We start from the raw sequence: 26,858 nt of genomic DNA on the forward strand, positions 1-26,858 counted from the left end.
TCCTTCAGGGCTGTTTGGTGCGGGTTGGGTGAACGAGGTGCAGAAAGTGTTCGGCAACGTCGAGCATACGGTTGGCAAAACCCCATTCGTTGTCGAACCAGGCCAGCAGGTTTACCAGGCGGGGGCCGGAAACACGCGTCTGGCTGGCATCGACGATCGCCGAATGTGGGTCATGGTTGAAATCACAGCTGGCGTGCGGCAGCTCGGTGTAAGCCAGCAAGCCTTTAAGCGGACCTTCCAGCGCAGCCTCGCGCAGCACTCGGTTGACTTCGGCCGCACTGGTGTCGCGGGCAGTCTGCAGGGTGATGTCCAGGCACGAGACGTTGACGGTCGGTACACGTACCGCTTTGGCCTGGATTCGCCCGGCAAGTTCCGGAAGCAGGCGCTCGATGCCACGCGCCAGGCCAGTGGACACGGGGATCACCGACTGGAAGGCCGAACGCGTGCGGCGCAGGTCTTCGTGGTGATAGGCATCGATCACCGGCTGGTCGTTCATCGCCGAGTGGATGGTTGTGATCTGCACATATTCGATGCCAAACGCTTGGTCCAGCACACGCAGCAGCGGCACGCCGCAGTTGGTGGTGCACGAGGCGTTGGACACCAGGCGCTCGCTGCCGGTCAGGCAGGCCTGGTTGATGCCGTAGACAACCGTGGCGTCAACGTCGGCCTCGCTGGCCATGGGCTGCGAGAACAGCACCCTTGGCGCACCGGCTTCGAGGAAACGCTGGCCATCGGCACGGGTGTTATAGGCACCGGAACACTCCAGCACCAGGTCGATGCCCAGCGCAGCCCAGTCGATGCCTTCGGGGGTGGCACTGCGCATTACCTTCACGCAGTCGCCATTGATGTGCAGACAGTCGCCGTCGACCTTGACCTCGCCGGGAAAACGCCCGTGGGTGGAGTCGAAGCGTGTCAGGTATTCGAGGCTGGCCTGATCGGCCAGATCGTTCAGCGCGACGATCTCGAAACCGGCCTTTGCCCCCCGCTCGAACAGCGCGCGCAGGACACAGCGGCCGATACGGCCATAACCGTTGAGTGCAACTTTGTAGGGACGGTGGGGCATTCGGGGCTCACGAGACAGTTCAATTGTCGTCAGCCTGCGGAATTTGCGGTGTGGCATTCGCGGGCAAGCCCGCTCCCACAGGGTTTCATGCAACCTCTGTGGGAGCGGGCTTGCCCGCGAATGAAGGCGACACCGCCCGCAGATCTTTAAATCAGTCTTCCAGCAGCTCTTCGGCAGTACCGAGGATGTTCTCCAGGGTGAAGCCAAACTCTTCGAACAATGCCGAAGCCGGCGCCGACTCACCGTAGGTGGTCATGCCGATGATACGACCTTCCAGGCCGACGTACTTGTACCAGAAGTCAGCGTGGGCAGCTTCGATGGCGATACGCGCACCGACTTCCAGCGGCAGCACGGACTGCTTGTAGGCAGCGTCCTGGGCATCGAACACGCTGGTGCACGGCATGGAAACCACGCGCACCTTGCGGCCTTGCTCGGTCAGCTTGTCGAAGGCCTGAACAGCCAGGCCCACTTCGGAACCGGTGGCGATCAGAATCAGTTCAGGCTCGCCGGCGCAGTCCTTGAGCACATAGCCACCGCGGCTGATGTCGGCGATCTGCTGGGCATCGCGGTCCTGGTGCTGCAGGTTCTGGCGCGAGAAGATCAGCGCCGATGGGCCGTCCTTGCGCTCCAGGGCGTTTTTCCAGGACACGGCGGATTCCACCGCGTCGGCCGGGCGCCAGGTGTCCAGGTTCGGGGTGCTGCGCAGGCTGGTCAGCTGCTCGATCGGCTGGTGCGTCGGGCCGTCTTCACCCAGACCGATGGAGTCGTGGGTGTACACGTGGATCACGCGCTGCTTCATCAGGGCCGACATGCGCACGGCGTTGCGGGCGTATTCCATGAACATGAGGAAGGTCGCGCCGTAAGGCACCAGGCCACCGTGCAGGGCAACGCCGTTCATGATGGCGGTCATGCCGAACTCGCGCACGCCGTAGAACACGTAGTTGCCGCTGGCGTCATTGGCTTCGACGCCCTTGCAACCTTTCCACAGGGTCAGGTTGGAGCCGGCCAGGTCCGCCGAACCGCCGAGGAACTCGGGCAGCAGCGGGCCGAAGGCGTTCAGGGCGTTCTGGCTGGCCTTGCGGCTGGCGATGGTTTCGCCTTTGGCAGCCACTTCGTTGATGTAGGCCTGGGCCTTTTCGCTGAAGTCGGCCGGCAGCTCGCCGCTGGCACGGCGCTTGAACTCGGCAGCCAGCTCCGGGTAGGCCTTGGCGTAGGCGTCGAAGCGCTGGTTCCACTCGGCTTCAACCTTGGCACCGGCGGCCTTGGCATCCCACTCGGCGTAGATGTCGGCCGGGATTTCGAACGGGCCGTGGTTCCAGTTCAGGGCCTGGCGGGTCAGGGCGATTTCGTCGTTGCCCAGCGGGGCACCGTGGCAGTCTTCCTTGCCCTGCTTGTTCGGCGAACCGAAACCGATGGTGGTCTTGCAGCAGATCAGGGTCGGGCGATCGCTCTTGCGGGCGGTCTCGATGGCCATCTTGATTTCTTCGGCATCGTGGCCGTCGACGTTGCGGATCACCTGCCAGTTGTAGGCTTCGAAGCGCGCCGGGGTGTTGTCGGTGAACCAGCCGTGCACTTCGCCGTCGATGGAGATGCCATTGTCATCGTAGAAGGCGATCAGCTTGTTCAGGCCCAGGGTGCCGGCCAGCGAGGCGACTTCATGGGAGATGCCTTCCATCATGCAGCCGTCGCCGAGGAACACATAGGTGTTGTGGTCGACGATATTGTGGCCGTCACGGTTGAACTGGGCAGCCAGCACTTTTTCGGCCAGGGCGAAGCCCACGGCGTTGGCGATACCCTGGCCGAGCGGGCCGGTGGTGGTTTCAACGCCTGGGGTGTAGCCGTATTCCGGGTGGCCCGGGGTGCGGCTGTGCAGTTGGCGGAAGCCTTTGATGTCATCGATGGTGACGTCGTAGCCGGTCAGGTGCAGCAGCGAGTAGATCAGCATCGAACCGTGGCCGTTGGACAGCACGAAGCGGTCACGGTCGGCGAAGCTCGGGTTGCTCGGGTTGTGCTTCAGGTAGTCGCGCCAAAGCACTTCGGCGATATCCGCCATGCCCATGGGGGCACCTGGGTGGCCGCTGTTGGCCTTTTGCACGGCATCCATGCTGAGGGCACGAATGGCGTTGGCACGTTCACGACGGCTGGGCATCGCTGATCTCCTAGGGGGCTTGAATAGGTGGTGTCACGAAAAAGGCGGCCATTTTCGCCCACTGGGGGCGCTTGGGGCAAACATTTAAGCGCCAAGCGCCGGCTTTAAGCCGCAACTGAAGAAGCAGAGCGCGACTCGGGGCGCCCCAAAGCGTGTAACTTGAGGCTTTCGGCTTGCAGCTCATCGCCAATATCAAAACTTTTTGATATTGGCCTTGCTAGGGCATCGATGCCTGTCTAGACTGCCGCCCCATGAATCTGCGTACGCAATCGATCCCCGAGCAACGCGAAACATTGGCAGCCCTGTGCAAAGCCAGTGGCGATGCGCTGCGCCTGAACGTATTGCGCGCCTTGGCCAATGACTCGTTCGGCGTGCTGGAACTGGCGCAGATCTTCGACATCGGCCAGTCGGGCATGAGCCATCACCTCAAGGTGCTGGCTCAGGCCGACCTGGTGGCAACCCGCCGCGAAGGCAACGCCATCTTCTACCGCCGTGCCCTGCCCGATGGCCTGCGCCTGGGTGGCCGGCTGCACGCGGCGCTGCTCGAAGAAGTCGACGACCTGGCCCTACCGCCCGATGTGCAGGCGCGCATAGCCCATGTCCAGCAGCGACGGGCGGCCACCAGCCAGGACTTCTTCCTGCGCGTGGAAGAGAAGTTCCGTGCCCAGCAGGACCTGATCGCCGGCCTTCCGCAGTACCGCGACAGCCTGCTGGCGCTGCTCGACAAACTGCATTTCGACCCGGCCGCCAGCGCGCTGGAAGTCGGCCCCGGCGACGGTGGCTTCCTGCCCGACCTGGCCCGGCGCTTCGCCCAGGTCACCGCCCTGGACAACAGCCCTACCATGCTCGAGCTTGCGCGCCAGGTGTGCCAGCGCGAAGGGCTCGACAACGTGAACCTGCAGTTGGCCGATGCACTGGGTGCAACGGATGTGGCCGCCGACTGCGTTGTGCTGAACATGGTGCTGCACCATTTCAGCGACCCGGCCCTGGCCTTGCGCCAGCTGGCCAAACGGGTGAAGGCAGGCGGCAGCCTGCTGGTCACCGAACTGTGCAGCCATGACCAGGGGTGGGCGCGCGAAGCCTGCGGCGACCTCTGGCTGGGCTTCGAACAGGACGACCTGGCGCGCTGGGCCAACGCTGCCGGGCTGGCCCATGCGGACAGCCTGTACGTGGGCTTGCGTAACGGTTTCCAGATCCAGGTCCGCCATTTTCAGCGGACGGCTGGCGACATACACCATCGGTAAATTTCAGGAACCTTCGAGATGAGCGAATACTCCCTTTTCACCTCCGAGTCCGTGTCCGAAGGGCATCCGGACAAGATCGCCGACCAGATTTCGGACGCAGTCCTTGATGCCATCATCGCTCAGGACAAATACGCCCGCGTAGCCTGCGAAACCCTGGTCAAGACCGGTGTCGCCATCATCGCCGGCGAAGTCACCACTTCGGCCTGGGTCGACCTGGAAGACCTGGTACGCAAAGTCATCATCGACATCGGCTACAACAGCTCCGACGTCGGCTTCGACGGCGCCACCTGCGCCGTGATGAACATCATCGGCAAACAGTCGGTAGACATCGCCCAGGGCGTGGACCGCTCCAAGCCGGAGGACCAGGGCGCCGGTGACCAGGGCCTGATGTTCGGCTATGCCAGCAACGAAACCGAAGTCCTGATGCCTGCACCGATCTGCTTCTCGCACCGTCTGGTAGAACGCCAGGCCGAGGCGCGCAAGTCCGGCCTGCTGCCATGGCTGCGCCCGGATGCCAAGTCGCAGGTCACCTGCCGCTACGAGAACGGCAAAGTGGTCGGTATCGACGCCGTGGTGCTGTCGACCCAGCACAACCCGGAGGTTTCGCAGAAAGACCTGCAAGAAGCCGTGATGGAGCTGATCGTCAAGCACACGCTGCCGGCCGAACTACTGCACAAAGGCACCCAGTACCACATCAACCCGACCGGCAACTTCATCATCGGTGGCCCGGTGGGTGACTGCGGCCTGACTGGCCGCAAGATCATCGTCGACTCCTACGGTGGCATGGCCCGTCACGGGGGTGGCGCGTTCTCCGGCAAGGACCCGTCCAAGGTCGACCGTTCCGCTGCCTACGCCGGCCGCTACGTGGCCAAGAACATCGTCGCCGCCGGTTTGGCCGAGCGTTGCGAGATCCAGGTGTCGTACGCCATTGGCGTGGCCCAGCCGACCTCCATCTCGATCAACACCTTCGGTACCGGCAAGGTCTCCGACGACAAGATCATCCAGCTGGTGCGCGAGTGCTTCGACCTGCGTCCGTACGCCATCACCACCATGCTCGACCTGCTGCACCCGATGTATCAGGAAACCGCTGCCTACGGCCACTTCGGCCGTACTCCGCAGCAGAAGACTGTCGGCGACGACACCTTCACCACCTTCACCTGGGAGCGCACCGACCGCGCCCAGTCGCTGCGTGACGCTGCCGGCCTGTAAGCTTCCTGCAGCGCCAGACGAAAGCCCCTGCCGAGCGATCGGCAGGGGCTTTTTTGTGCCTGTTACGGCATTTTCATCGCCCGTCAGATCGAGCGCCGCGCTCGTTTCTTGCTCCGTCTCGGGCTTGGAGACGAGCACCAGCGAAATATCACCTGACAACTGCACGCACCGCCCGCCCCGCCACCCGCCTACGCTAAGCGCTTCCCCGCCATGCAAGGATGCCAGGCCATGCCGTACCTGTTGTTGTTCGCCCTGCTATTTGTGCTGAACACCCCATTGGCCAGGGCTGCCTCATGCCCACACTGGAACCCGCAACAGGCCAAGGCCGAAGTTGCGCAACTGCGCGCCACGCTTGCCCGATGGGACGAGCACTACCATCGGCACGGCATAGCCCTGGTGGCCGACGAACTGTACGACCAGAGCCGCGAGCGCCTGAACCACCTGCAGCAGTGCTTCGCGGTTGGCACCAGCCCCTCCCCCCTGGCCAGCGCTCGCGGCCCGGTCCCCCACCCCGTGCCGCATACCGGCGTCGACAAGCTGGCAGACCGCCAGGCCGTGGCGCGATGGATGGCCGGCAAGACCGGCGTGTGGGTACAGCCCAAGGTCGACGGCGTTGCAGTTTCCCTCACTTACCAACAGGGCCGATTGGTGCAGCTGACCAGCCGGGGGGACGGTGTACACGGCCATGACTGGAGCCGACACATCCCACAGCTCGGCGCTGTCACCCGGCAGTTGCCTGAGGCGGTCGACCTGCACTTGCAAGGTGAGCTGTATCTGCGCCTGGACGAACATGTGCAAGCCAAGGCAGGCAGCGCCAACGCGCGGGGTACCGTGGCAGGGCTGCTCGCACGCAAGCAACTGACTGGCGCACAAGGCAACGCTATCGGCCTGTTCGTGTGGGGCTGGCCGCACGGCCCCGAGCAACAGGCCGAACGCCTCGCCCAGCTGGCACGACTGGGTTTTCCGGACAGCCAGCTTTACAGCATCGCCATCGACACGCTGGAGGATGCAGCACACTGGCGCGAGCACTGGTATCGCTCTGCTCTGCCCTTCGCCACCGACGGTGTGATCCTGCGCCAGGGCAATCGGCCACCTGCCGAGCGCTGGCAGGCCAAGGCGCCCTACTGGATCGCGGCCTGGAAGTACCCCTATGCACAAGCCTTGGCCGAAGTACGCGACGTGCGCTTTCGGGTCGGCCGCACTGGCAGGGTCACGCCCGTTCTTCACCTGCAACCCGTTACCCTCGATGACCGGCGCATTACCCAAGTCAGCCTTGGGTCGCTGGCGCGCTGGCAACGCCTGGATATTCGCCCCGGCGATCAGGTGGCCATCAGCCTTGCCGGGCTGACCATTCCGCGGCTCGAACACGTCGTGCACCGCGCTGTAGAGCGCCAACCGCTAACCGCGCCAGCCCCCGACCAGCATCATGCCCACAGCTGCTGGCAAGCCAGCGAGGGCTGTGATGAGCAGTTCATTGCCCGCCTCACCTGGCTTGGCGGTAAACAGGGCCTGGCCCTGCCACGCACCGGGCCCGGCACATGGCGTCGGCTGGTCGAAGCTGGCTTGGTAACGTCCATGACCGACTGGCTGCAGCTCGATGCCGAGCGCCTGCAGCAGGCCCCCGGTATCAGCAGGCTCACTGCGGCACACCTGATGGGCAGTTTCGACGAAGCCCGCTCACGCCCATTCGATCAGTGGCTGCGCGCCCTTGGCGTGCCCATTGGCAAGCATTTGCCACTGACTGGCGACTGGCAGGCGCTGGCTTCACGCAGTGCCGGGCAATGGCAAACCGTGCCCGGCATCGGCGCAAAACGCTCGCGCCAACTTGTGGAATTTTTCGCGGCCTCCGAGGTGCAAGCCATTGCCGCACAGTTGGCCGAAGCCGGCATAGAAGGTTTCCGGACCCCACCCCAGCGCATTGAGCAATGATTTTTTACCAAATAGTGCGTAGGAAAAACCCGAGACTCCGGCAGAAAACCTCACCAAGGGTTTCTAAATGGGCAAAACCAAGGCAGGATTTCCCCCAACTTTTGCTGCCCCGCCCCGTTAGGGAGGCTTTTCATGAAACGTATTTCGACTCTTTTCCTGCTCGCAACACTGGGCCTGGCCGCGGGCACTGCTCAGGCTGCCCAGCCGGATGCCGGCCTGACCGGCTGCGCCGCCAAGCGCAGCGCCATCGAAAACCAGCTGAAAATTGCCCGTGACCACGGTAACAGCGACCAGGTTGCAGGGCTGGAGGAAGCCCTGCGCGGTGTGGACAACTGCACCGACGCCAGCCTGCGCAAAGAACGTGAGCAGAAGGTGCTCGATGCGCGTCACGAAGTGGCGCAGCGGGAAAAGGACTTGAAGAAGGCAGAGAAGAAAGGCGACGCCGAGAAGATCAACAAGCGCAAGGACAAGCTGGCCGAGTCGCGTAAAGAGCTGCAGGAAGCGGTCGACGATCTCGACCGCTAAGGCATCTGGCCGGCAAGCCTGGTCTTTGTGGAATTTGTACACGCCTCGAAGGTTTGCGCAAACAGCACAGCCATTCAATGATTACGAAATTCGCTATGACAGGCCTTGCACGCAGCCTCGACCTTGTCCATCGGTGCCTTCAGTTGCGCAGCATCCAGTGGCTGGTTGCGGGTGACATCGACCAGTTCGCCGGTGACGCCCTCAAGCTGCCGGGCCAGGTCATGGAACCGCGCCTGGCGCTCCCACACTTCGGCACGGGCGGCGCTGTCACCACCATCGCGCACCTGTGGAAAATGCTGCCACGGCTGATGCGACAGGCTGTCCAGCTTCAGCGCACCGTCGGCAAACTTCACCCCGTCGAACGGCAACCGGCCACGCAGCATGCCGCCGAGGTCCTCGCTGGTCTTGAGCATGTCCTTGAAGATCACCTTGCGTTTGCCCAGCGGCGAATTCGGGTCAACCCGGTCACAACCCGTCAGAGCCCCTCCCAGGGCAAGTGCTGCCAGCAGAACAACGGTCAATCGCTTAAACATCACGCTCACTTCGGCCTACGCAAATGGGCGGCCAGTATCGCTGCCCCTGGGCCAAACACCAATAGCCACATAAAAGACAGGGGCGAACCTTCATGTTCGCTCATGACAGGAATGCACACATGAAATCTGCCCTGCGCCACCTGGCCTGGACACTGCCGGTGCTGGCTTTGCTGGCCGGCTGCAACGGCGGCGAGAGCGCCAAGCCCGAGCCCCACGCTGTCGCCACCTATGCCCCGGCCACTTGGAAAGACTTGCCGCCCGTCAGCGATGAAGACCTGCTGGCAGGCTTTTATGCATGGCGCAACGGCTGCGAAAAACTCAAGCGCGACCCGGTGTGGGCGGCCACCTGCGAAGCGGCCGGCAGCGCCACAGCCAGCGCCGCCCAAGTGCGAACCTTCCTTGAACAGAACCTGCAGGTGTACGGCCTGCGCTCTGCAGAGAACAATGCCAACGGCCTGATTACCGGCTACTACGAGCCTGTCTACCCAGGCAGCCTGAGCCAATCGGCAACCAACCATGTGGCGGTCTACGGCATCCCTGATGACATGATCGTGGTCGACCTGGCCAGCGTGTACCCCGAACTGAAGGGCAAACGCCTGCGCGGCCGCCTGGAGGGTCGGGTGCTCAAGCCCTACGACACGGCCGAAGTCATCAACCGTAACGGCGTCAAGGCACCGGTGCTGGCCTGGCTGACCGACCCGATGGACCTGCAATTCCTGCAGATCCAGGGTTCTGGCCGGGTGCAACTGGAGGACGGCCGTCAACTGCGCCTGGGCTACGCCGACCAGAACGGCCACCCCTATCGGCCGATCGGCCGCTGGCTGGTGGAGCAAGGTCAGCTGAAAAAAGAAGAAGTGAGCATGGGCGCCATTCATGCCTGGGCCCAGGCCAACCCGCAGCGCGTACCAGAGCTGCTGGCCAGCAACCCCAGCTACGTATTCTTCAGCACCCGCCCGGACAGCAACGAAGGCCCGCGCGGCTCGCTGAACGTACCGCTTACCGCCGGCTACAGCGTGGCCATTGACCGCAAGGTGATTCCCCTGGGCAGCTTGTTGTGGCTGTCTACCACACGCCCGGACGGCACGCCTGTGGTACGACCGGTTGGCGCGCAGGACACCGGCGGGGCGATTACCGGCGAAGTGCGTGCCGACCTGTTCTGGGGCACCGGGCCGGAAGCAGGCGAACTGGCCGGGAACATGAAGCAGCAAGGGCAGATCTGGATGCTGTGGCCCAAGGGCCAGCCACTGCCTGAGGTACCCAAGGTACCTTGATCGTTGTGGCTATCTTCGCGGGGGCTGCCCGCGAAGATGGCCAGCCGGTTTCAGATGGAAACCACGAAGAACGACACGATCAGTGCCAGGCTGGCAAACCACACCAGCGACCGCAAGGCAGCCCAGTCGGCCAGGTAGCAGATGATGTAAAGCAAGCGGCTGGTGATATACATCACCCCCAGCACATCCTGGGTCACCTGCTCGGCATTGCCCACGATATCCGCCACAAGCACCGCCGCAGCAAATGCCGGAAACGCTTCGTAGCCATTCTGCTGCGCTGCATGAGCACGCCGCGGCAGGCCCGACAAGGTATCGAGGAAGGCTCGCGGATCGTGATTGTCCTTGAGGCCGAAGCGGCCACTGCTCGCCTTGGCGATCAAGGCACAAAGCGGGTTCAACAGCAGCGCAATCAGGATGCACCACAGGGCAACAGTCATGGACAGGACTCCTTGTTCAGTTTTCAGGTCAAAGCTTCATTACCAGCATGCCGGCCAACACCAGCCCGCAAGCTAGGAGTCTCGGCCCGCCAAAAGGTTCTTTGAGGTAGCGCATGCCCAGCAGCACCACCAGGATCACGCTCAACTCCCGCAGTGCCGCCGCTTCGGCCACTGACCCCAGGTGCATGGCCCACAGCACCAGGGCATAGCTGAACAATACGCAGAACCCTACCGCCAACCCAAGGCGCCATTGGGTTCGCCAGAACAGTACGAATGGCGCCCGCCGCGCTACGCCAGCCAACAACGGGAATTGCCAGGCGCTGAGCAGGGTCAGCCAGACCAGGTAATCCCACGGCTTGCCCCACAGGCGCACGGCCTGGCCGTCGAACCAGGTGTAGCAACCAATGCACAGGCCAATCAAGGCAACTACCGGCAGCATCGACCATGGCAGCCGGTCACCGCCGCCGCCCTGCCACAACAGGCAGGCCATGCCACAGGGGATCAACAGGATACCGATGATCTGCTGCTGGCTCAGCGATTCCCCGGCAAAGGCCAGGGTCAGCCCCAGCACCACCAGCGGTGACAGCCCGCGCATCAGAGGATAGACCAGCCCCAGGTCGCCCACGCGGTAGGCCTTGATCAGCAGATAGCGGTACAACTGCTCAGCCAGTGCCGAGGCTACCAACCAGGGCCAGATTTCAGCAGGCGGAACATCGACGAAGGGCACCGCCAGCACCGCGAAGGCCAGCGCTACCGTGTCCATGCTGGCAATGACCAGCAAGCGCTCGCCACTGAATTTGATCAAGGTATTCCAGGTTGCATGCAGCAGGGCGGCAACCAGCACCAGAGATGTTGCCAACACGCCTTCTTGTCCTTATGGCTTTTCATGGCTGTGAATATATAGCGTTCAGGGGGGGGTTGTGGGAGCGGGCATGCCCGCGAAGAATGCAACTCGGTGTATGGCACCGGCTTTGCCGGTGTTCGCGGGCACGCCCGCTCCCACAGGGTAACCAGTGCAGACTGTCACGGGAACGATTTGGACTAATTCGGTCAAACCCTGTGCCCCGAACCCCGTGCCAGGTCATCAAAGAACTGCCCGAGTCACTCGGGTAACGACTTGGAAGCCACTGTTACAGGATTCGGGATGCTTGAATTAGTTGCCGCGTTTATCTGCCTCACCACACTTCTGACCTATGTGAACTACCGCTTCATCGGCCTGCCCCCCGCTATCGGCGTGATGGTTACGGCGCTGTTGTTTTCCCTGATATTGCAAGGCCTGAGCCTTGTCGGCTTCCCCGGCCTGGAAGAGCGCGTCGAAGGGCTGATGAACCAGATCGACTTCAACGATCTGCTCATGCACTGGATGCTGGCGTTCCTGCTGTTTGCCGGCGCCCTGCACGTCAACCTCAGCGACCTGCGCAGCTACCGCTGGCCGATCGGCCTGCTGGCTACCTTGGGCGTGCTGATCGCCACCGTGGTCATCGGCTACCTGGCGCATTGGGTGTTTGCCCTATTCGGCTGGCAGGTGCCCCTGATCTACTGCCTGCTGTTCGGTGCACTGATCTCACCGACCGACCCGATTGCCGTGCTTGGCGCGCTGCGTACTGCCAATGCGCCCAAACCGCTTAAAACCACCATCGTCGGCGAGTCACTGTTCAACGACGGCACGGCAGTCGTGGTATTCACCGTGTTGCTGGGCATCATCCAGCTGGGTGAAACACCGAGCATGGCCGACACGGCGATCCTGTTCGCCCGCGAGGCCATTGGCGGTGTGGTGTTCGGTGGCCTGATCGGCTACGCCACCTACCGCATGATCAAGAGTGTCGAGCAGTACCAGGTGGAGGTCATGCTGACCCTGGCGCTGGTAATCGGTGGTTCGGCAATGTGCTACGAGCTGCATGTGTCGGCACCGATCGCCATGGTGGTGGCAGGCCTGATCATCGGCAACCTGGGGCGCAACCTGGCGATGAATGACATGACCCGCCGTTACATGGACGGTTTCTGGGAGCTGATCGACGACATGCTCAATGCCCTGCTGTTCGCATTGATCGGCCTGGAGCTGTTGCTGCTGCCGTTCAACTGGATGCACCTGGCGGCCGGCGGCGTGCTGGCGCTGGCAGTGCTGCTGTCTCGCCTGTTGACGGTGGCCCCGGCGATCGTGCTGCTGCGGCGCTGGCGCCCGGTGCCCAAAGGCACGGTGCGGGTGCTGACCTGGGGTGGCCTGCGCGGTGGCGTGTCGGTGGCACTTGCACTGTCGCTACCGCTGGGCGAGGAACGGGACCTGCTGCTGTCGATCACCTACATCGTGGTGTTGTCGTCGATTCTGGTGCAGGGGTTGAGCATTGGGCGGGTGGTGCGCAAGGTCAGCGCCCAGCCTTGAGAATGCCGGGGCCGCTTTGCGGCCCATTCGCGGGTGAACCCGCGAAGAGGCCGGCACAGGCAACCAGGGTCTATTCGACTGCCGAATCCGGGAACTGGTCCTGCACGTACTTGATCTCGGTGCGCCCATGGGCTGCCGGCAAGCCATCCTCGCCCAGGTTGACGAACACCATCTTGTCGACAGTCAGAATGCTCTTGCGGGTGATCTTGTTACGCACTTCGCACTTGAGGGTGATCGAGGTGCGGCCGAACGCGGTAGCGGTGATGCCCAGCTCGATGATGTCACCCTGACGCGAAGCACTGACGAAGTTGATTTCCGACATGTACTTGGTCACCACACGCTGGTTGCCCAGCTGGACGATGGCGTAGATCGCCGCCTCTTCATCGATCCAGCGCAACAGGCTGCCACCGAACAGGGTGCCATTGGGGTTGAGGTCTTCGGGTTTAACCCACTTGCGGGTGTGAAAGTTCATCTGTACTCCTGACCTGCTTGGCTAACGTGTAGCAATGATGGCAGAGCGGCTGCCTTCGCTCCATTGAACATCGACTATCGTCGCGATTAATCGACGGAAAACCTTGGGCAAGCCGGCGGGGGCAGCTATAATCTGCGCCGTTTTACATGGTTGCCCACAGCGGTGCCATGCCCGCCACCTGTCCGAGGGGCGCTGCAGCAGGCTAGGCCTGTCAGGCTCGGATGGGGCGTTGCTCGCTCCCGCGAGCGCTTAACGCACAACGGCGCCCATTCGCACATTACGAATGGAGGCTCTCATGAGCGCTGCAAACATGCCTGCTGGTTTTACCGATTACAAAGTCGCCGACATCTCCCTGGCCGCCTGGGGCCGTCGCGAAACCATCATTGCCGAATCGGAAATGCCTGCGCTGATGGGCCTGCGTCGCAAGTACCTGGCCGAGCAACCGCTCAAGGGTGCGAAGATCCTGGGCTGCATCCACATGACCATCCAGACCGCCGTGCTGATCGAAACCCTGGTTGCCCTGGGTGCCGAAGTGCGCTGGTCGTCCTGCAACATCTTCTCGACTCAAGACCAGGCCGCCGCCTCGATCGCCGCCGCCGGTATCCCGGTTTTCGCCTGGAAAGGCGAAACCGAAGAAGAGTACGAGTGGTGCCTGGAGCAGACCATCCTGAAAGATGGCCAGCCATGGGACGCCAACATGATCCTCGACGACGGTGGTGACCTGACCGAACTGCTGCACAAGAAGTACCCGCAGGTACTGGACCGCGTGCACGGCGTGACCGAAGAGACCACCACCGGCGTACACCGCCTGCTGGACATGCTGGCCAAGGGCGAGCTGAAAGTCCCGGCGATCAACGTCAACGACTCGGTCACCAAGAGCAAGAACGACAACAAGTACGGCTGCCGTCACAGCCTGAACGATGCCATCAAGCGTGGTACCGACCACCTGCTGTCGGGCAAGCAGGCCCTGGTGATCGGCTACGGTGACGTGGGCAAGGGCTCGGCCCAGTCCCTGCGTCAGGAAGGCATGATCGTCAAGGTCTCCGAAATTGACCCGATCTGCGCCATGCAGGCCTGCATGGACGGCTTCGAGCTGGTCTCGCCGTTCATCGACGGTATCAACGACGGCACCGAAGCCAGCATCGACAAGGCCCTGCTGGGCAAGATCGACCTGATCGTGACCACCACCGGTAACGTCAATGTCTGCGACGCCAACATGCTCAAGGCCCTGAAAAAGCGTGCCGTAGTCTGCAACATCGGCCACTTCGACAACGAGATCGATACCGCCTTCATGCGCAAGAACTGGGCCTGGGAAGAGGTCAAGCCGCAGGTTCACAAGATCCACCGTACCGGCGCTGGTAGCTTCGACCCGCAGAACGACGACTACCTGATCCTGCTGGCCGAAGGCCGCCTGGTCAACCTGGGCAACGCCACTGGCCACCCAAGCCGCATCATGGACGGCTCGTTCGCCAACCAGGTTCTGGCACAGATCTTCCTGTTCGAGCAGAAGTTCGCTGACCTGCCGGCCGAAAAGAAAGCCGAGCGCCTGACCGTTGAAGTGCTGCCGAAGAAACTCGACGAAGAAGTGGCCCTGGAAATGGTCCGCGGCTTCGGCGGCGTGGTCACCCAGCTGACCAAGCAGCAAGCCGACTACATCGGCGTGACCGTCGAAGGCCCGTTCAAGCCGCACGCCTACCGCTACTAAGCGGAAAGCTTGAAGCTGCAAGTGGCAGGCAAAGGCATACCGTGCCGTTGCCACTTGCAGCTCCGGAAACACAGATCTTGAACGACGCCCAAGCCAGACCGGCCATCACCGATCTGGCTTTTACTTGCAGCTTGCCGCCAGACGCTTGTTGCCAGAGGAACGCCTGATGTCACAAGAACGCCGCTACAGTTTCGAGTTCTTCCCGACCAAGACCGATGCCGGTCACGAAAAGCTGATGGGCGTCGCCCGCCAGCTGGCCACCTATAACCCGGACTTCTTCTCCTGCACCTACGGTGCCGGTGGGTCGACCCGCGACCGCACGCTCAATACCGTGCTGCAGCTGGAAAGCGAAGTGAAGATACCTGCCGCGCCGCACCTGTCGTGCGTGGGCGACACCAAGGCCGAATTGCGTGCCCTCCTGGCCGAGTACAAGGCAGCCGGCATCAAACGCATTGTCGCGCTGCGTGGTGACCTGCCGTCGGGCATGGGCATGGCCAGTGGTGAACTGCGCTATGCCAGTGACCTGGTCGAGTTCATCCGCGAGGAGACCGCTGATCACTTCCACCTGGAAGTGGCTGCCTACCCGGAAATGCACCCGCAGGCGCGCAACTTCGAGGCGGATCTGGCCAACTTTGTGCACAAGGTCAAGGCCGGTGCCGACAGCGCCATCACCCAGTACTTCTTCAACGCCGACAGCTACTTCTACTTCGTCGAGCGTGCACAGAAGCTGGGCGTGGAGATTCCGGTGGTACCGGGCATCATGCCGATCACCAACTACAGCAAGCTGGCCCGCTTCTCCGATGCCTGTGGCGCCGAGATCCCGCGCTGGATCCGCAAGCAGCTGGAAGCCTATGCCGACGACACTGCCAGCATCCAGGCGTTCGGCGAAGAAGTGATTACCCGCATGTGCGAACAGCTGTTGCAAGGCGGCGCGCCAGGCCTGCACTTCTATACCTTGAACCAGGCTGAACCGAGCCTGGCGATCTGGAACAACCTGAAGCTGCCGCGCTGAAATCTTTTGGCAAAGTCTGCTTAAGAAATGATTAAGGCTTTGGTCATAGACTAAAGCCTTATTCATTTTCGGGTTAAACAGGTCTTGCCTGCCATGCAGCACACCCAACCTTCGCGCCCACAGCTTGTATACCTGGCTTTTGGCCCGGCAACCTACCATCAGGAAGCCTGCTTCAGCATCGTCAGCGCCCTCGCCCAGCTAGGCAGCGCAGCCGGCGAGGCCATGGACATACAGGTCTACACCGACAATGCGCAGCCATACGCCAGGCTGCCCGTCACCGTCCACCTGCTGGACGAGGCCACGCGCCAGGCATGGAATGCCCCGCACGGTTATCACTTTCGCAGCAAGCATGTGCTGTTGCGCCAGGTACTTCAGCAACACCCGCTGGCAGTGCTGATCGACACCGACACCTTCTTCCGCACTTCGCCGTTGCATCTGTTCGCCCGCGTGGCGCCCAACCGCCTGCTGTGCAACGCCATCGGCACGCGCTACGGCGCTGACCAGAAGTGCCTGTTGTACAAGAACCTGCTGGCCATTCTCGAGTCCCGGGGACTGGCCGACTGCCAGATGCCGCTCGTCAATTCCGGCGTTATCGGCCTCACTGCCGAGAACTGCGACACCCTGGACCGCTCCATCGCCATGATGGACGAATTCTACCCCTTGGCTCGAGAGGCCTATACCCTCGAGGAGTTCTGCCTGGCAGTGGCGGCCTACCGCAACCTGGAGCTGGCCGAGTGTACCGATGTCATCCATCACTACTGGAGCCGGAAGGCGCAGTTCCGCGCCAAGATCCAGGCCTGGCTGCGCAAGCACGAGCACGACCCACTCAGCCCCCCGGCCCTGGCCGACGTTGCGCTGGTCAACGATCAACTGCCGCGGCCACCCACTCTGCACCGCCTGGGTTACAAGGCGTTGAGCCTGACCCTGCCCAGTCACGAGCGCCAGTTCGCCCGCGAATTGCTCTATGGCTGCTACCCCTACCCCAATGAGTTCGATCGCGCCTGTGCGTCTGCCTGGTGGGACAAGGCCCTGGAAAACCTCAATGACCGCTACGGCCACGTGGAGCCCGAGCGGCTGCGTCAGTGCCTGCGCCATCCGGGGCTACGGCTATCGCTGGGCGAGCGGCGCAAGGATATCGAGGCGCATCTGCTGCGATCCACCCAAGCCTGATGTGCCCGCAAAACTCATTGCCTTGCGCGGACTTGTGGGAGCGGGCGTGCCCGCGAAGAGAGCAACCCGATCGTTGGCACCGGCTTCGCCGGTGTTCGCGGGCACGCCCGCTCCCACATCGATAATGCATGCCTTTACCGTACACCGGCCGAGCGCGTAATCTCCGGCCATGCCACATATCGCCCGTCTGTTCTGGATCCTGCTGCTCGTTTGCCTGAGCCCGTTGGCTCTGGGCGAACGCTTGCGCCTGGTAACCGACGACTGGGCACCTTATGTGTTTCAGCACAACGGCCAACCGCGCGGCATCGACTACGAAGTCGCCAGCCAGGTCTTCGCACGCCTCGGCGTCGAGGTAGAGTGGCAATTCCTGCCTTGGAAGCGCTGCTTGGCAATGGCTGAGCAAGGCCTGGCCGATGGCATTCTCGACATCTTCCAGACGGACGCGCGCCAACCCTACATGGTGTACGGCTCCGAACCCATGTCGGAGGTCGAATTCGTCCTGTTCCAAAGCCGCACGCGCCGCCATGCCGTCACCCACCTGGACGACCTCGCCGGCCTCACCGTCGGCACATCGCCCGGCTACGCCTACGGTAAAGGGTTCACCGAGGCCCCGCACTTCAAGCGCGAAGCCGCACCTACTCAAGAAGCCAACTTCGGCAAGCTGATACTGGGCCGCATCGACCTGGTGATCACCGACCGCAGGGTGGGGCATTACCTGCTCCGCCAGCTCGGCCTGCAACAGCAAGTCGAAGAACTGCCGCTGGTAATCAGCCGCCAGGCGCAGTACCTGGGCCTGGTGCGCAAGCCTGGGCGCGAGGCACTGGCCGTGGCCTTTGCCGAAGAGCTGCAGCGGTTCAAGCAGGAGCCGGCCTATGCAGCGATCAGCAACCGTTATACAAGCGACACTGGAAACATTCTCAACGCCGTTGAGCAGCAGGAAAGCAGCACAGCGCGATAGCTCTGTTATACTCGGGCCTTCCCGCCCGGCTCACGCCCGGACGCTCGGCCTCGCAACAGGCATCCCGATCGGTACCGACGCCCCTTCGCGTCCAGCCTCCGTTTCCCGGATGTGCAGTGAAAGCCCAGCTGGACCGGACGCGATCGCATTTCACCGATGCCCGTCGCGCCAGGCAGAACATCCCAACGGGCCCAGCCCACACGAGAACAGGATCGCCCATGTCCTTTGCTTCCCTCGGTCTCTCCGAGGCTCTTGTCCGCGCTATCGAGGCTGCGGGCTACACCCAGCCGACCCCCGTGCAACAGCGGGCTATTCCCGCCGTGTTGCAAGGCCGCGACCTGATGGTTGCCGCACAGACAGGTACGGGTAAAACCGGCGGCTTTGCCCTGCCGATTCTCGAGCGCCTGTTCCCGGCCGGCCATCCCGACAAATCACAGCGCCACGGCCCACGCCAGCCTCGCGTGCTGGTCCTGACACCGACCCGCGAACTGGCAGCCCAGGTGCATGACAGTTTCAAGGTCTATGCCCGTGACCTGCCACTGGTCAGCGCCTGCATCTTCGGCGGCGTTGGCATGAACCCGCAGATCCAGGCCATTGCCAAAGGCGTTGATGTGCTGGTCGCCTGCCCAGGCCGCCTGCTCGACCTCGCCGGCCAAGGCAAGGTCGACCTGGCCCACGTGGAAATCCTGGTACTGGATGAAGCCGATCGCATGCTCGACATGGGCTTCATCCACGACGTCAAGAAGGTCCTCGCCCGCCTGCCGGCCAAGCGCCAGAACCTGCTCTTCTCGGCCACCTTCTCCAAGGACATCACCGACCTCGCCGACAAGCTCCTGCACAACCCGGAGCGTATCGAGGTCACCCCGCCGAACACCACCGTCGAGCGTATCGAGCAGCGGGTATATCGCCTGCCTGCCAGCCACAAGCGTGCCTTGCTGGCGCACCTGATCACCCTGGGCGCCTGGGAACAGGTGTTGGTGTTCACCCGAACCAAGCATGGCGCCAACCGCCTGGCCGAGTACCTGGAAAAGCAAGGCCTGACCGCCGCCGCGATCCACGGCAACAAGAGCCAGAACGCCCGCACCAAGGCGCTGGCCGACTTCAAGGCCAACAGCGTGCGCGTACTGGTCGCCACCGACATCGCTGCCCGCGGCCTGGACATCGACCAGTTGCCCCATGTTGTCAACTTCGAGCTGCCGAATGTCGAGGAAGACTACGTCCACCGCATCGGCCGTACCGGCCGTGCCGGTCGTTCGGGCGAAGCTATTTCCCTGGTCGCGCCAGATGAAGAGAAGCTGCTCAAGAGCATCGAGCGGGTGACCAAGCAGCGCATCGCGGATGGCGACCTGATGGGCTTCGACGCCAGCCAGGTAGAAGCCGAGAAGCCCGAAGCACGCGAGCGCCCGCAGAATAACGGCCGCGGTGGCCGCAACCAGCAGGCCCGTGGCGAAGGTGGTAAAGACACCAACGGCGGCCGCAAGGACAAAGGCAAGGACAAAGGCAAAGCCAGGCAGCAAGCTGCGGCCAAGCCGGACGACAAGGAAAAGAGCGGCGACAAGCAGCAACCGCGCAAGCCGCGTGACAAGAAGTCACGCCCGCAGCAGGCCAGCAATAACAGCGTGCCGAAGCCGCCGGCAGACCGCGACCCGGAAGAGTTCCTGGACGACGAACTCGATAACTTCGGTAACCGCGCGGACTATGTCAGCCCTTACCAGGGCAAGAACCAGGGCCGCAACCGCCGCCCGGGTGGTGCTGGCCAAGGTCAGGGGCAAGGCAATGGCCAACGCAGCAACGCTGGCGGCCAGGGCCAAGCCCGAAATGGCGGCCAGCCACGCAGTGGTGGCGGAGAAAAACGCCCGCCCCGCGCCAACAACGGTGGCGGTGCCCGTCGTGATGGCGGCGGTGGCCGTGGTCGCCCTGCGCGTGACGATGCTGCCCGGCAAGAGCCGGCCGTGCGCAACCCGCGTCAGCCGGAAAAACAGCCAGTGATCATTCGCAAGGAGTCCAAGCTGGACCGTTTCCCGACGCCTGAGCAACTGGATGACCTGCCAAGCCGCCCACGCGGTGAGCGCCCAGCGCTGCTGACCCGCAAGGGCTGATAGAAGTACCGAGGGGGCTGCTTCGCAGCCCTATCACGACACAAGGCCGCTCCTGCAGAGAATTTCTTGATCTCTGCAGGAGCGGCCTTGTGTCGTGATAGGGCCGCAAAGCGGCCCCCTCGGTTTTCAGCTGGCAGAAATTACTTCTGCTTCACACCTTCGACACTGATATCCAGGTCCAGGGTCTGCGAAGTAGCACCCGGGCCTTTGATGCCGAAGTCGTTCAGGTTCAGCGTGGTGGTGGCGTTGAAGCCAGCGCGCTCGCCACCCCATGGGTCCTTGCCTTCACCGTTGAAGGTAGCCTTGAACGTCACCGGCTTGGTGACACCGTGCATGGTCAGGTCGCCAGTCACGTCAGCCGTCTTGTCGCCAGTAGACTTGACGCTGGTGGAGACGAATTTGGCGTCCGGGTACTTCTTCACGTCGAGGAAGTCGGCGCTGGCGATGTGCTTGTCACGCTCGGCGTGGTTCGACCACAGGCTGGCAGTTTTCAAGTCGACGCTGATCTTGCTGGCTTCAGGCTTGGCACTGTCCCAGGTGAAGCTGCCGTCGAAATCCTTGAAAGTACCGTGGATGAAGCTGTAGCCCAGGTGGCTGATTTTCCAGTCAACGAACGCGTGCTGGCCTTCCTTGTCGATCTTGTACTCGGCAGCCATGGCCTGGCCAGCAGAGAGCAGAGCGGTACCGAGCGCCAGAGCGGCAAAAGTCTTTTTCAACATCCTGTTCCTTCCTGTGTAATTGAGGTTGAGAGTCAAGCTTTGCGGCCCAGCATGCGAGTCAGGGTCGCGTCACGGTCGATGAAATGATGCTTGAGCGCGGCAAGGGCATGCAGCACGGCAAAAATCACCAGCCCCCAAGCCAGCCACAAATGAACCACACCCGCCACATCTGCCTGGTCAGGCAGGTCGCTGATCAGTGCCGGCACTTCGAACAGGCCGAACACCGGAATGCCGACGCCGTCGGCGGTGGAAATCAGGTAACCGGCAACCATCACCGCAAACAGCCCAAGGTACAGGGCCAGGTGGCCCAGCTTGGCCGCCAGGCGTGTGACCGCACCATGGTTGGTTGGTGCCGGTGGTGGCGGGCTGATGAAACGCCAGACTACCCGCAGCAGCATCACCGCCAGCAGCACCAGGCCGATGCTCTTGTGCAGGTCCGGGCCAGCTTTGCGCCAAGGGCTGTAGTAGTCGAGGCCGACCATCCACAAGCCCAGGCCGAACAGGCCGAAAACTGCCAGCGCCACGCCCCAGTGCAGGATGATGCTGACCACGCCGTAGCGAGAAGGTGAATTGCGCAGTTGCATGTTGCGTGTTTCCCCGTGAAAGCTATGCACAGACTAACGCGTAACGTATCGAAGAAAAGCGGAAAAAATTGCTTTGGATTATCGAGGAATCCGATATTTATTCTGTTAGCTGACCATTAAGAAAACATTAACGATAGTCGGAGAGTTAGGGTTGCAGTGCCGGCCCTCAGGCGAACAGGCGAACAGGCCGGCACTGTCGATCGGTCAGCCCGCCTTGGCCTGGGTATTGGTTACAGGCTTCTTCGCAGGCTCCGACTTGGCTGTCGCCTTCTTCGTCTCGGCAGGCTTGTGGGCTGGCTTATGCACGGGCGCATGCTTGGCGGGAGCGGCTTTGGTTGCCGCAGGCTTGGCAGCCGTTTCCTTGGCCACAGGCGCAGGTGCTGCAGGAGCCGGAGCTGCCTGTGGAGCGGGCGCAGGTGCAGGCGCCACTTCCTCAGCCTTGGCAATTGGCTCAACCTTCGCCTCTGGCGCTTGCGCCCCGCCAAACAGGCGCTTGAAGAAGCCTGGCTTGTCCTGCTTGGCCTCTTCGGTCTGCTTGGGCTCAGCTTTGGCCGGCGCCTTGTCAGCTTTGTCGCCCTTGTCGGACGAACCGTCGAACATATTGGAGAAGAACCCGCCCTTGCTCTCCTTGGCGGCGGCCGCACCTGCCGCCGCCGCAACCGGCAGCGCCTTGGCCGGGTCGAACGACTTGCCGGCCAACAGGTCCTGTGCCTGGCTGGCCGCACGCTGGCCACTGCGCAGGGCGCCTTCCAGGGTGCCCGGGTACAGGGCATCCGTGTGCTCACCGGCAAAGGTCATGCGCTGCACCGGACGTTCCCACAGGCGCCAGTATTTACTGATCTGCCCTGGGCCGTAGGCCAGGTAGGCACCACCCGTGCCAGCATCAGCACTGTATCGCTTGACCTCGTAACCGGTGAATGCGCCACGGGCCTGGGGGTAGAACGCATGCAGCCGGATCAGCACCTGGTCGACCATCTGCTTTTCACCAAAGGCCTGCAGCAGGCGTGCGTTGTCGCCGGACAGGTTGATCACCACGTTGGCACCACCCTTGAGCGCCGGCTCGACCCACAGCATGCCGAGGCCGGCGTTACTGTAGATTTCGCCCGACATGCGTGCACGGCTTTCCCAAACGGGTTTCTTGAACTTGAGCATGATCTGGTCGCGCCAACCATAGTTGGTGCCCTTGAGCGCCGCCAGGTGCTGGCTGTCCAGGCCAGGGGTCATCTGAATCTTGGCTAGCGCGCGTAGGGGCACAGCCATGACCAGATAGTCCGCCTTGTAGCCGACGCTGCCGACTTTTACCGTGACACCATCCTTGTCCTGGACAATGGCGGTAACCGGCGAGTTGGTCTTGATGGTTTTCAGCTGCTTGACGAAAGCCTGGGCCAGCACCGGGCTGCCACCGGGCAGGCGCGCAGCGCGCAGGTCGCGGTCGCTGACGCCGCGGTAGACGCGGTTCTGCTGGGCGAAGTACAGCAGCGACAGGCGCGACGGTTCATCGTAGCGGGTGCGGATCTGCTGATTGATCAACTGACGGGCGGTGGCCGGCAGTTGCAGTTTGTCCAGCCAGGTGGAGACGTTGATCTGGTCAAGGGCGAACAGCGTGCTGGTTGCCTGCGGGTTCAGCGGGTCATCGATCGAACGGGCCAGGTCATCGAGGGTTTTCTCGTAACGCTTGAGCGCCTCGGCAGTGGCCGGTTGCTTGGTGGCCAGGTCGCTGGCGCTGAAGTACTCGCCGTCGATCAGGTAACCCGGGGTACGCACGAACTCGGGCGCCGGCAGTGTTTCAAGCTTGAAACGGTCGAGGTACTGGTTGAGCACCGGCTGTGCCTTGGCGTTGCCGATCCACTCGCTGGTGGCCAGGCCCGAACGCCCGCCCATGCCCGCCTTGGCCTCCAGCAGGGTCACCTGCCAGCCTTTGTTCTGCAGCTCGTAGGCTGCCGTCAGGCCTGCCAGCCCCCCCCCCACGACAATCGCCGTGGGCGTCTTGTCTTTTGCCAGCGCAGCGCCGCTGGACACACCAATCAATACCAACGCGCACAGGCGCACCCAAGCAGCAGCCATGTCGGCGAACTCCGAGTCAGAGGTTACAGAAACGGGGAGAGGCAGGAATGCCCCAGGAAGATGCGTTAAGAATACGTCAGGTCCGAGCACCCTGCCAGCGCAGTGACATCAAGTCCTTTTGGCAGCTCATATTTTTGTCGGTAGCTATGCCACACAGTAGCAGGACCTCTGCATGAACCTGGTGACTGCGCACAGCCTCAGGCCTGAGCCTTCACTCCGGCACCACATCCTGCAGGGCTTTGCTCTGTGTATGGCAGCAGGCTCGAATGGACCAGCCCCCACCTCCATTGAACGGCAGCGGTTGTCCTGCCCTGCGGCATTGCTTAGGCTTACGCGGTCGAACCACGCCGCAAAGCCAGGAGAAGTGCCCATGGGCCTCAATGATCAGTGGATGCAACGCGACCTCAAGGTCCTGTGGCACCCCTGTACCCAGATGAAAGACCACGAGCAGCTGCCGCTGATCCCTATCAAGCGCGGCGAAGGCGTGTGGCTGGAAGACTTCGAGGGCAAACGCTACCTGGATGCGGTGAGCAGCTGGTGGGTCAACGTGTTCGGCCATGCCAACCCGCGCATCAACCAGCGCATCAAGGACCAGGTTGACCAGCTCGAGCACGTGATCCTGGCCGGTTTCAGTCATCAGCCAGTGATCGAGCTGTCCGAACGCCTGGTCGCCATGACCCCGGCCGGTCTCGACCGGGTGTTCTATGCCGACAATGGCTCGTCGTGCATCGAAGTGGCGCTGAAAATGAGCTTCCACTACTGGCAGAACATCGGCAAACCGGACAAGAAGCGCTTCGTCACCCTGACCAACAGCTATCACGGCGAAACCATTGCCGCCATGTCGGTGGGTGATGTGCCGCTGTTCACCGAAACCTACAAGGCGCTGCTGCTCGACACCCTCAAGGTGCCAAGCCCTGACTGCTACCTGCGCCCCGAGGGCATGAGCTGGGAGGAGCACTCGCGCAACATGTTCCAGGCCATGGAGCAGACCCTGGCCGAACACCACGCCTCGATCAGCGCCGTGATCGTCGAGCCGCTGATCCAGGGTGCCGGTGGCATGCGCATGTACCACCCGGTGTACCTCAAGTTGTTGCGCGAGGCCTGCGACCGCTATGACGTGCACCTTATCCACGACGAGATCGCCGTGGGCTTCGGCCGCACCGGCACGATGTTCGCCTGCGAGCAAGCCGGCATCCGCCCGGATTTCCTGTGCCTGTCCAAGGCCCTGACCGGCGGCTACCTGCCGCTGGCCGCCTGCCTGACCACCGACAAGGTGTACCAGGCGTTCTATGACGATTACCCGACACTGCGCGCATTCCTGCACTCGCACAGCTACACCGGCAACCCGCTGGCGTGCGCTGCAGCGCTGGCGACCCTGGATATCTTCGAGCAGGACAACGTGATCGAGGCCAACAAGGCCCTGGCCACGCGCATGGCCACAGCCACTGCACATTTGGCCGATCATGCTCATGTTGCCGAAATACGCCAGACTGGCATGGCCCTGGCCATCGAAATGGTTCAAGACAAGGCAGGCAAGCTTGCCTACCCCTGGCAGGAGCGCCGTGGCCTGAAGGTGTTCGAGCACGCCCTGACCCGCGGCGCCCTGCTGCGACCGCTGGGCAGCGTGGTGTACTTCCTGCCGCCGTACGTGATCACCCCCGAGCAGATCGACTTCCTTGCCGAAGTGGCCAGCGAAGGCATCGATATCGCCACCCGCGACAGCGTCAGTGTCGCAGTACCGCCCAACTTCCACCCCGACTTCCGCGACCCGGGCTAGGCCCGGCAATTCGCCACACCACTTTTCCTGTGGGAGCGGGCGAGCCCGCGAACAAGGGCGAAGCCCTTGCCAGGCACCGCGGCGCCTGATTCGCGGCGGTTCGACGCATCGACACGCCCGCTCCCACAGGGATCTGCGTCTCTCTATTTTCCGAGCAAACCCATGAGACTGTCCCGCTTCTTCATCGACGCCCCCCTGAGCCTTGGCGAGCACGACCTGCCCGAGGCCCAGGCCCATTACATTGGCCGCGTGCTGCGCATGGCACCCGGCGACGCCGTGCAGCTGTTCGATGGCAGCGGCCAGGAATACCGTGGTCAGTTGCTCGAGGTGGGCAAGAAAACTGTCCGCGTCAGCCTTGACCAGGCCTTTGCCGGCCAGGCCGATTCACCGCTGCATGTGCACCTGGGCCAGGGCCTTTCCCGTGGCGAGCGCATGGACTGGGCGATCCAGAAGGCCACCGAGCTTGGTGCCAACGAAATCACCCCGATCGTCAGCGAGCGCTGCGAAGTGCGCCTGAAAGACGAACGCGCCGACAAGCGCCTGGCCCACTGGCGCCAAGTGGCGATCAGCGCCTGTGAACAATGCGGGCGTTCTACCTTGCCCGTCATCCACCCACCCGTGACCCTGGCCGAATGGTTGAGCAGCACCAAGGCTGACCTGAAGCTGGTCCTGCACCCGGTGGCTGAGCCGCTTATCAGCCATGAAAAGCCCGCCACCCTGGCCTTCGTGATCGGCCCCGAAGGCGGCCTTAGCGAAGCCGAGGTCGAGCAGGCCAAAGCCGCCGGCTTCCACGCAGCACGCCTTGGCCCGCGCGTGCTGCGCACCGAGACCGCGCCGGTGGTGGCGCTGTCGGTGGCACAGCAGTTGTGGGGCGACTTTTAACTAGCGCACGTAGAGCGACACCGCCACGAAGTGCATCAGGCTGCCAGCGATGACGAACAGGTGCCAGATGCCATGCCAGTGGCGGAAACGGCTGTCGAAGGCGAAGAAAATGATGCCGACGGTGTAGAACACGCCGCCGGCAGCCAGCCAGGCGAAGCCGGCCGTGCCCAGCGAGTTCAGCAGCGGCTTGACTGCCACCAGCACGATCCAGCCCATTACCGCATAGATGATGATCGACAGGATCCGCGCCTCGGAGCGCGGCTTGATCTCTTGCAACATGCCGATGATCGCCAGCCCCCAGACCACGCCGAACAGGCTCCATCCCCAAGGGCCGCGCAGGCTGACCAGGCAAAACGGCGTGTAGCTGCCGGCAATCAGCAGATAGATCGACAGGTGGTCGAGCTTGCGCATGATCACTTTCGCCCGCCCACGGGTGCTGTGGTACAGGGTGGAAATGCTGTACAGCAACAGCAGCGTGCCGCCGTAGATGGAGAAGCTGACGATCTTCCACGGGTCGCCTTGCAGGCCCGCGGCCACGATCAGCCAGATGGCACCAATAGCAGCGAGGACGGCACCGACCAGGTGGGTCCAGGCGTTGAAGCGTTCACCGTAATACATGCAAACACAGACCTCCTGAGGTGGGCTGGGTTCCTGTTGTGATGCTGATGGCTTCGTT

General features: G+C 62.8%; 23 protein-coding genes and 1 riboswitch. Of the genes, 13 read left to right on the forward strand and 10 right to left on the reverse strand.

The annotated features are described in order from the left end of the window. Window positions 1-4: 4 nt before the first annotated feature. Together epd and tkt are read right to left on the reverse strand one after the other, a co-directional pair. Window positions 5-1,063, reverse strand: coding sequence for an erythrose-4-phosphate dehydrogenase (epd, locus tag ACF8O8_RS24390; RefSeq protein WP_392510619.1), 1,059 nt, complete (start codon window positions 1,061-1,063; stop codon window positions 5-7). Between the two features lie 151 nt (window positions 1,064-1,214). Further along, the gene (gene tkt, locus ACF8O8_RS24395) at window positions 1,215-3,212 is read right to left on the reverse strand and encodes a transketolase (RefSeq protein WP_010955539.1); all 1,998 of its coding nucleotides are present in this window, start codon (window positions 3,210-3,212) and stop codon (window positions 1,215-1,217) included. A 251-nt stretch (window positions 3,213-3,463) separates the two neighbouring features. Here tkt and ACF8O8_RS24400 point away from each other — a divergent pair, with 251 nt between their 5' ends. The 4 genes from ACF8O8_RS24400 (at window position 3,464) to ACF8O8_RS24415 (ending at window position 8,119) form a co-directional block, all read left to right on the forward strand. Then, on the forward strand, window positions 3,464-4,456 hold the full coding sequence (locus ACF8O8_RS24400) for an ArsR/SmtB family transcription factor (RefSeq protein WP_392510620.1): 993 nt from the start codon (window positions 3,464-3,466) through the stop codon (window positions 4,454-4,456). Window positions 4,457-4,474: 18 nt separating this feature from the next. Beyond that, on the forward strand, window positions 4,475-5,665 hold the full coding sequence (metK, locus tag ACF8O8_RS24405; protein ID WP_003249375.1) for a methionine adenosyltransferase: 1,191 nt from the start codon (window positions 4,475-4,477) through the stop codon (window positions 5,663-5,665). Window positions 5,666-5,893: 228 nt separating this feature from the next. Beyond that, complete coding sequence (gene ligB / locus ACF8O8_RS24410; protein WP_392510621.1) at window positions 5,894-7,594, forward strand: NAD-dependent DNA ligase LigB; 1,701 nt, start codon at window positions 5,894-5,896, stop codon at window positions 7,592-7,594. A gap of 132 nt (window positions 7,595-7,726) precedes the next feature. Beyond that, window positions 7,727-8,119, forward strand: a complete 393-nt coding sequence (locus ACF8O8_RS24415; RefSeq protein ID WP_003249372.1) for a DUF1090 domain-containing protein — start codon at window positions 7,727-7,729, stop codon at window positions 8,117-8,119. A 74-nt stretch (window positions 8,120-8,193) separates the two neighbouring features. Here ACF8O8_RS24415 and ACF8O8_RS24420 read toward each other — a convergent pair whose 3' ends face one another. Then, window positions 8,194-8,652, reverse strand: coding sequence for a cytochrome c (locus ACF8O8_RS24420; RefSeq protein ID WP_064492989.1), 459 nt, complete (start codon window positions 8,650-8,652; stop codon window positions 8,194-8,196). A 119-nt stretch (window positions 8,653-8,771) separates the two neighbouring features. On the opposite strand from ACF8O8_RS24420, the gene ACF8O8_RS24425 reads away from it, so the two are divergent. Further along, window positions 8,772-9,923 (forward strand): murein transglycosylase A, encoded by a 1,152-nt coding sequence (locus ACF8O8_RS24425; protein WP_049587483.1) that lies wholly within the window; start codon window positions 8,772-8,774, stop codon window positions 9,921-9,923. Between the two features lie 50 nt (window positions 9,924-9,973). Here ACF8O8_RS24425 and ACF8O8_RS24430 read toward each other — a convergent pair whose 3' ends face one another. Continuing rightward, window positions 9,974-10,360, reverse strand: a complete 387-nt coding sequence (locus tag ACF8O8_RS24430; protein ID WP_010955544.1) for an MAPEG family protein — start codon at window positions 10,358-10,360, stop codon at window positions 9,974-9,976. 28 nt (window positions 10,361-10,388) lie between these two features. Further along, a complete protein-coding gene (locus ACF8O8_RS24435) occupies window positions 10,389-11,222 on the reverse strand; it encodes a DMT family transporter (RefSeq protein ID WP_020191826.1) in 834 nt (277 codons plus the stop codon). Window positions 11,223-11,504: 282 nt separating this feature from the next. On the opposite strand from ACF8O8_RS24435, the gene ACF8O8_RS24440 reads away from it, so the two are divergent. Then, a complete protein-coding gene (locus ACF8O8_RS24440) occupies window positions 11,505-12,740 on the forward strand; it encodes a sodium:proton antiporter (protein WP_010955546.1) in 1,236 nt (411 codons plus the stop codon). Window positions 12,741-12,810: 70 nt separating this feature from the next. Here the strand turns inward: ACF8O8_RS24440 and ACF8O8_RS24445 are convergent, their stop codons facing one another. After that, window positions 12,811-13,212 carry an acyl-CoA thioesterase gene (locus ACF8O8_RS24445; protein WP_003249362.1) on the reverse strand — a complete coding sequence of 134 codons (402 nt, stop codon included), beginning with the start codon at window positions 13,210-13,212 and terminating at the stop codon, window positions 12,811-12,813. Window positions 13,213-13,390: 178 nt separating this feature from the next. Further along, a riboswitch (S-adenosyl-L-homocysteine riboswitch) is annotated at window positions 13,391-13,487 on the forward strand. 20 nt (window positions 13,488-13,507) lie between these two features. On the opposite strand from ACF8O8_RS24445, the gene ahcY reads away from it, so the two are divergent. From ahcY to ACF8O8_RS24470, 5 genes are all read left to right on the forward strand, one after another. Further along, entirely contained in the window at window positions 13,508-14,917 is a 1,410-nt protein-coding gene (gene ahcY, locus ACF8O8_RS24450; RefSeq protein ID WP_021783768.1) for an adenosylhomocysteinase, read from the forward strand. A 166-nt stretch (window positions 14,918-15,083) separates the two neighbouring features. Then, on the forward strand, window positions 15,084-15,929 hold the full coding sequence (gene metF, locus ACF8O8_RS24455) for a methylenetetrahydrofolate reductase [NAD(P)H] (protein WP_049587485.1): 846 nt from the start codon (window positions 15,084-15,086) through the stop codon (window positions 15,927-15,929). A 93-nt stretch (window positions 15,930-16,022) separates the two neighbouring features. Further along, window positions 16,023-17,099 carry a hypothetical protein gene (locus ACF8O8_RS24460; RefSeq protein WP_049587487.1) on the forward strand — a complete coding sequence of 359 codons (1,077 nt, stop codon included), beginning with the start codon at window positions 16,023-16,025 and terminating at the stop codon, window positions 17,097-17,099. 169 nt (window positions 17,100-17,268) lie between these two features. Continuing rightward, window positions 17,269-18,057, forward strand: a complete 789-nt coding sequence (locus ACF8O8_RS24465) for a substrate-binding periplasmic protein (RefSeq protein WP_392510622.1) — start codon at window positions 17,269-17,271, stop codon at window positions 18,055-18,057. A 218-nt stretch (window positions 18,058-18,275) separates the two neighbouring features. Beyond that, the gene (locus ACF8O8_RS24470) at window positions 18,276-20,156 is read left to right on the forward strand and encodes a DEAD/DEAH box helicase (RefSeq protein WP_010955550.1); all 1,881 of its coding nucleotides are present in this window, start codon (window positions 18,276-18,278) and stop codon (window positions 20,154-20,156) included. A gap of 140 nt (window positions 20,157-20,296) precedes the next feature. Here the strand turns inward: ACF8O8_RS24470 and ACF8O8_RS24475 are convergent, their stop codons facing one another. The 3 genes from ACF8O8_RS24475 to ACF8O8_RS24485 form a co-directional block, all read right to left on the reverse strand. Further along, entirely contained in the window at window positions 20,297-20,875 is a 579-nt protein-coding gene (locus ACF8O8_RS24475; protein WP_020191536.1) for a YceI family protein, read from the reverse strand. Window positions 20,876-20,907: 32 nt separating this feature from the next. Beyond that, window positions 20,908-21,459, reverse strand: a complete 552-nt coding sequence (locus ACF8O8_RS24480; protein ID WP_010955552.1) for a cytochrome b — start codon at window positions 21,457-21,459, stop codon at window positions 20,908-20,910. A gap of 204 nt (window positions 21,460-21,663) precedes the next feature. Beyond that, entirely contained in the window at window positions 21,664-23,523 is a 1,860-nt protein-coding gene (locus ACF8O8_RS24485) for a flavin monoamine oxidase family protein (RefSeq protein ID WP_392510623.1), read from the reverse strand. A gap of 370 nt (window positions 23,524-23,893) precedes the next feature. On the opposite strand from ACF8O8_RS24485, the gene ACF8O8_RS24490 reads away from it, so the two are divergent. Then, window positions 23,894-25,300: an adenosylmethionine--8-amino-7-oxononanoate transaminase gene (locus ACF8O8_RS24490; protein ID WP_392510624.1), complete on the forward strand. Its 1,407-nt coding sequence runs from the start codon at window positions 23,894-23,896 to the stop codon at window positions 25,298-25,300. Window positions 25,301-25,462: 162 nt separating this feature from the next. Next, window positions 25,463-26,182 (forward strand): 16S rRNA (uracil(1498)-N(3))-methyltransferase, encoded by a 720-nt coding sequence (locus ACF8O8_RS24495; protein WP_010955555.1) that lies wholly within the window; start codon window positions 25,463-25,465, stop codon window positions 26,180-26,182. Here ACF8O8_RS24495 and ACF8O8_RS24500 read toward each other — a convergent pair whose 3' ends face one another. Further along, the gene (locus ACF8O8_RS24500; RefSeq protein ID WP_010955556.1) at window positions 26,183-26,800 is read right to left on the reverse strand and encodes a hemolysin III family protein; all 618 of its coding nucleotides are present in this window, start codon (window positions 26,798-26,800) and stop codon (window positions 26,183-26,185) included. Window positions 26,801-26,858: the final 58 nt, after the last annotated feature.

This window comes from Pseudomonas sp. TYF_14, assembly GCF_043105275.1.
Taxonomy (GTDB): Bacteria; Pseudomonadota; Gammaproteobacteria; order Pseudomonadales; family Pseudomonadaceae; genus Aquipseudomonas; species Aquipseudomonas alloputida.

Bases quoted from the DNA above. Each gene is read 5' to 3' on its own strand.
- ACF8O8_RS24490 (WP_392510624.1), top strand. From the start codon at position 23,894: ATGGGCCTCAATGATCAGTGGATGCAACGCGACCTCAAGGTCCTGTGG.
- ahcY (WP_021783768.1), top strand. From the start codon at position 13,508: ATGAGCGCTGCAAACATGCCTGCTGGTTTTACCGATTACAAAGTCGCC.
- ACF8O8_RS24480 (WP_010955552.1), bottom strand. From the start codon at position 21,459: ATGCAACTGCGCAATTCACCTTCTCGCTACGGCGTGGTCAGCATCATC.
- ACF8O8_RS24420 (WP_064492989.1), bottom strand. From the start codon at position 8,652: ATGTTTAAGCGATTGACCGTTGTTCTGCTGGCAGCACTTGCCCTGGGA.
- metF (WP_049587485.1), top strand. From the start codon at position 15,084: ATGTCACAAGAACGCCGCTACAGTTTCGAGTTCTTCCCGACCAAGACC.
- ACF8O8_RS24495 (WP_010955555.1), top strand. From the start codon at position 25,463: ATGAGACTGTCCCGCTTCTTCATCGACGCCCCCCTGAGCCTTGGCGAG.
- ACF8O8_RS24415 (WP_003249372.1), top strand. From the start codon at position 7,727: ATGAAACGTATTTCGACTCTTTTCCTGCTCGCAACACTGGGCCTGGCC.
- metK (WP_003249375.1), top strand. From the start codon at position 4,475: ATGAGCGAATACTCCCTTTTCACCTCCGAGTCCGTGTCCGAAGGGCAT.
- ACF8O8_RS24430 (WP_010955544.1), bottom strand. From the start codon at position 10,360: ATGACTGTTGCCCTGTGGTGCATCCTGATTGCGCTGCTGTTGAACCCG.
- ACF8O8_RS24445 (WP_003249362.1), bottom strand. From the start codon at position 13,212: ATGAACTTTCACACCCGCAAGTGGGTTAAACCCGAAGACCTCAACCCC.
- ACF8O8_RS24440 (WP_010955546.1), top strand. From the start codon at position 11,505: ATGCTTGAATTAGTTGCCGCGTTTATCTGCCTCACCACACTTCTGACC.
- ACF8O8_RS24485 (WP_392510623.1), bottom strand. From the start codon at position 23,523: ATGGCTGCTGCTTGGGTGCGCCTGTGCGCGTTGGTATTGATTGGTGTG.
- ACF8O8_RS24400 (WP_392510620.1), top strand. From the start codon at position 3,464: ATGAATCTGCGTACGCAATCGATCCCCGAGCAACGCGAAACATTGGCA.
- ACF8O8_RS24460 (WP_049587487.1), top strand. From the start codon at position 16,023: ATGCAGCACACCCAACCTTCGCGCCCACAGCTTGTATACCTGGCTTTT.
- ligB (WP_392510621.1), top strand. From the start codon at position 5,894: ATGCCGTACCTGTTGTTGTTCGCCCTGCTATTTGTGCTGAACACCCCA.
- ACF8O8_RS24465 (WP_392510622.1), top strand. From the start codon at position 17,269: ATGCCACATATCGCCCGTCTGTTCTGGATCCTGCTGCTCGTTTGCCTG.
- epd (WP_392510619.1), bottom strand. From the start codon at position 1,063: ATGCCCCACCGTCCCTACAAAGTTGCACTCAACGGTTATGGCCGTATC.
- tkt (WP_010955539.1), bottom strand. From the start codon at position 3,212: ATGCCCAGCCGTCGTGAACGTGCCAACGCCATTCGTGCCCTCAGCATG.
- ACF8O8_RS24475 (WP_020191536.1), bottom strand. From the start codon at position 20,875: ATGTTGAAAAAGACTTTTGCCGCTCTGGCGCTCGGTACCGCTCTGCTC.
- ACF8O8_RS24500 (WP_010955556.1), bottom strand. From the start codon at position 26,800: ATGTATTACGGTGAACGCTTCAACGCCTGGACCCACCTGGTCGGTGCC.
- ACF8O8_RS24470 (WP_010955550.1), top strand. From the start codon at position 18,276: ATGTCCTTTGCTTCCCTCGGTCTCTCCGAGGCTCTTGTCCGCGCTATC.
- ACF8O8_RS24425 (WP_049587483.1), top strand. From the start codon at position 8,772: ATGAAATCTGCCCTGCGCCACCTGGCCTGGACACTGCCGGTGCTGGCT.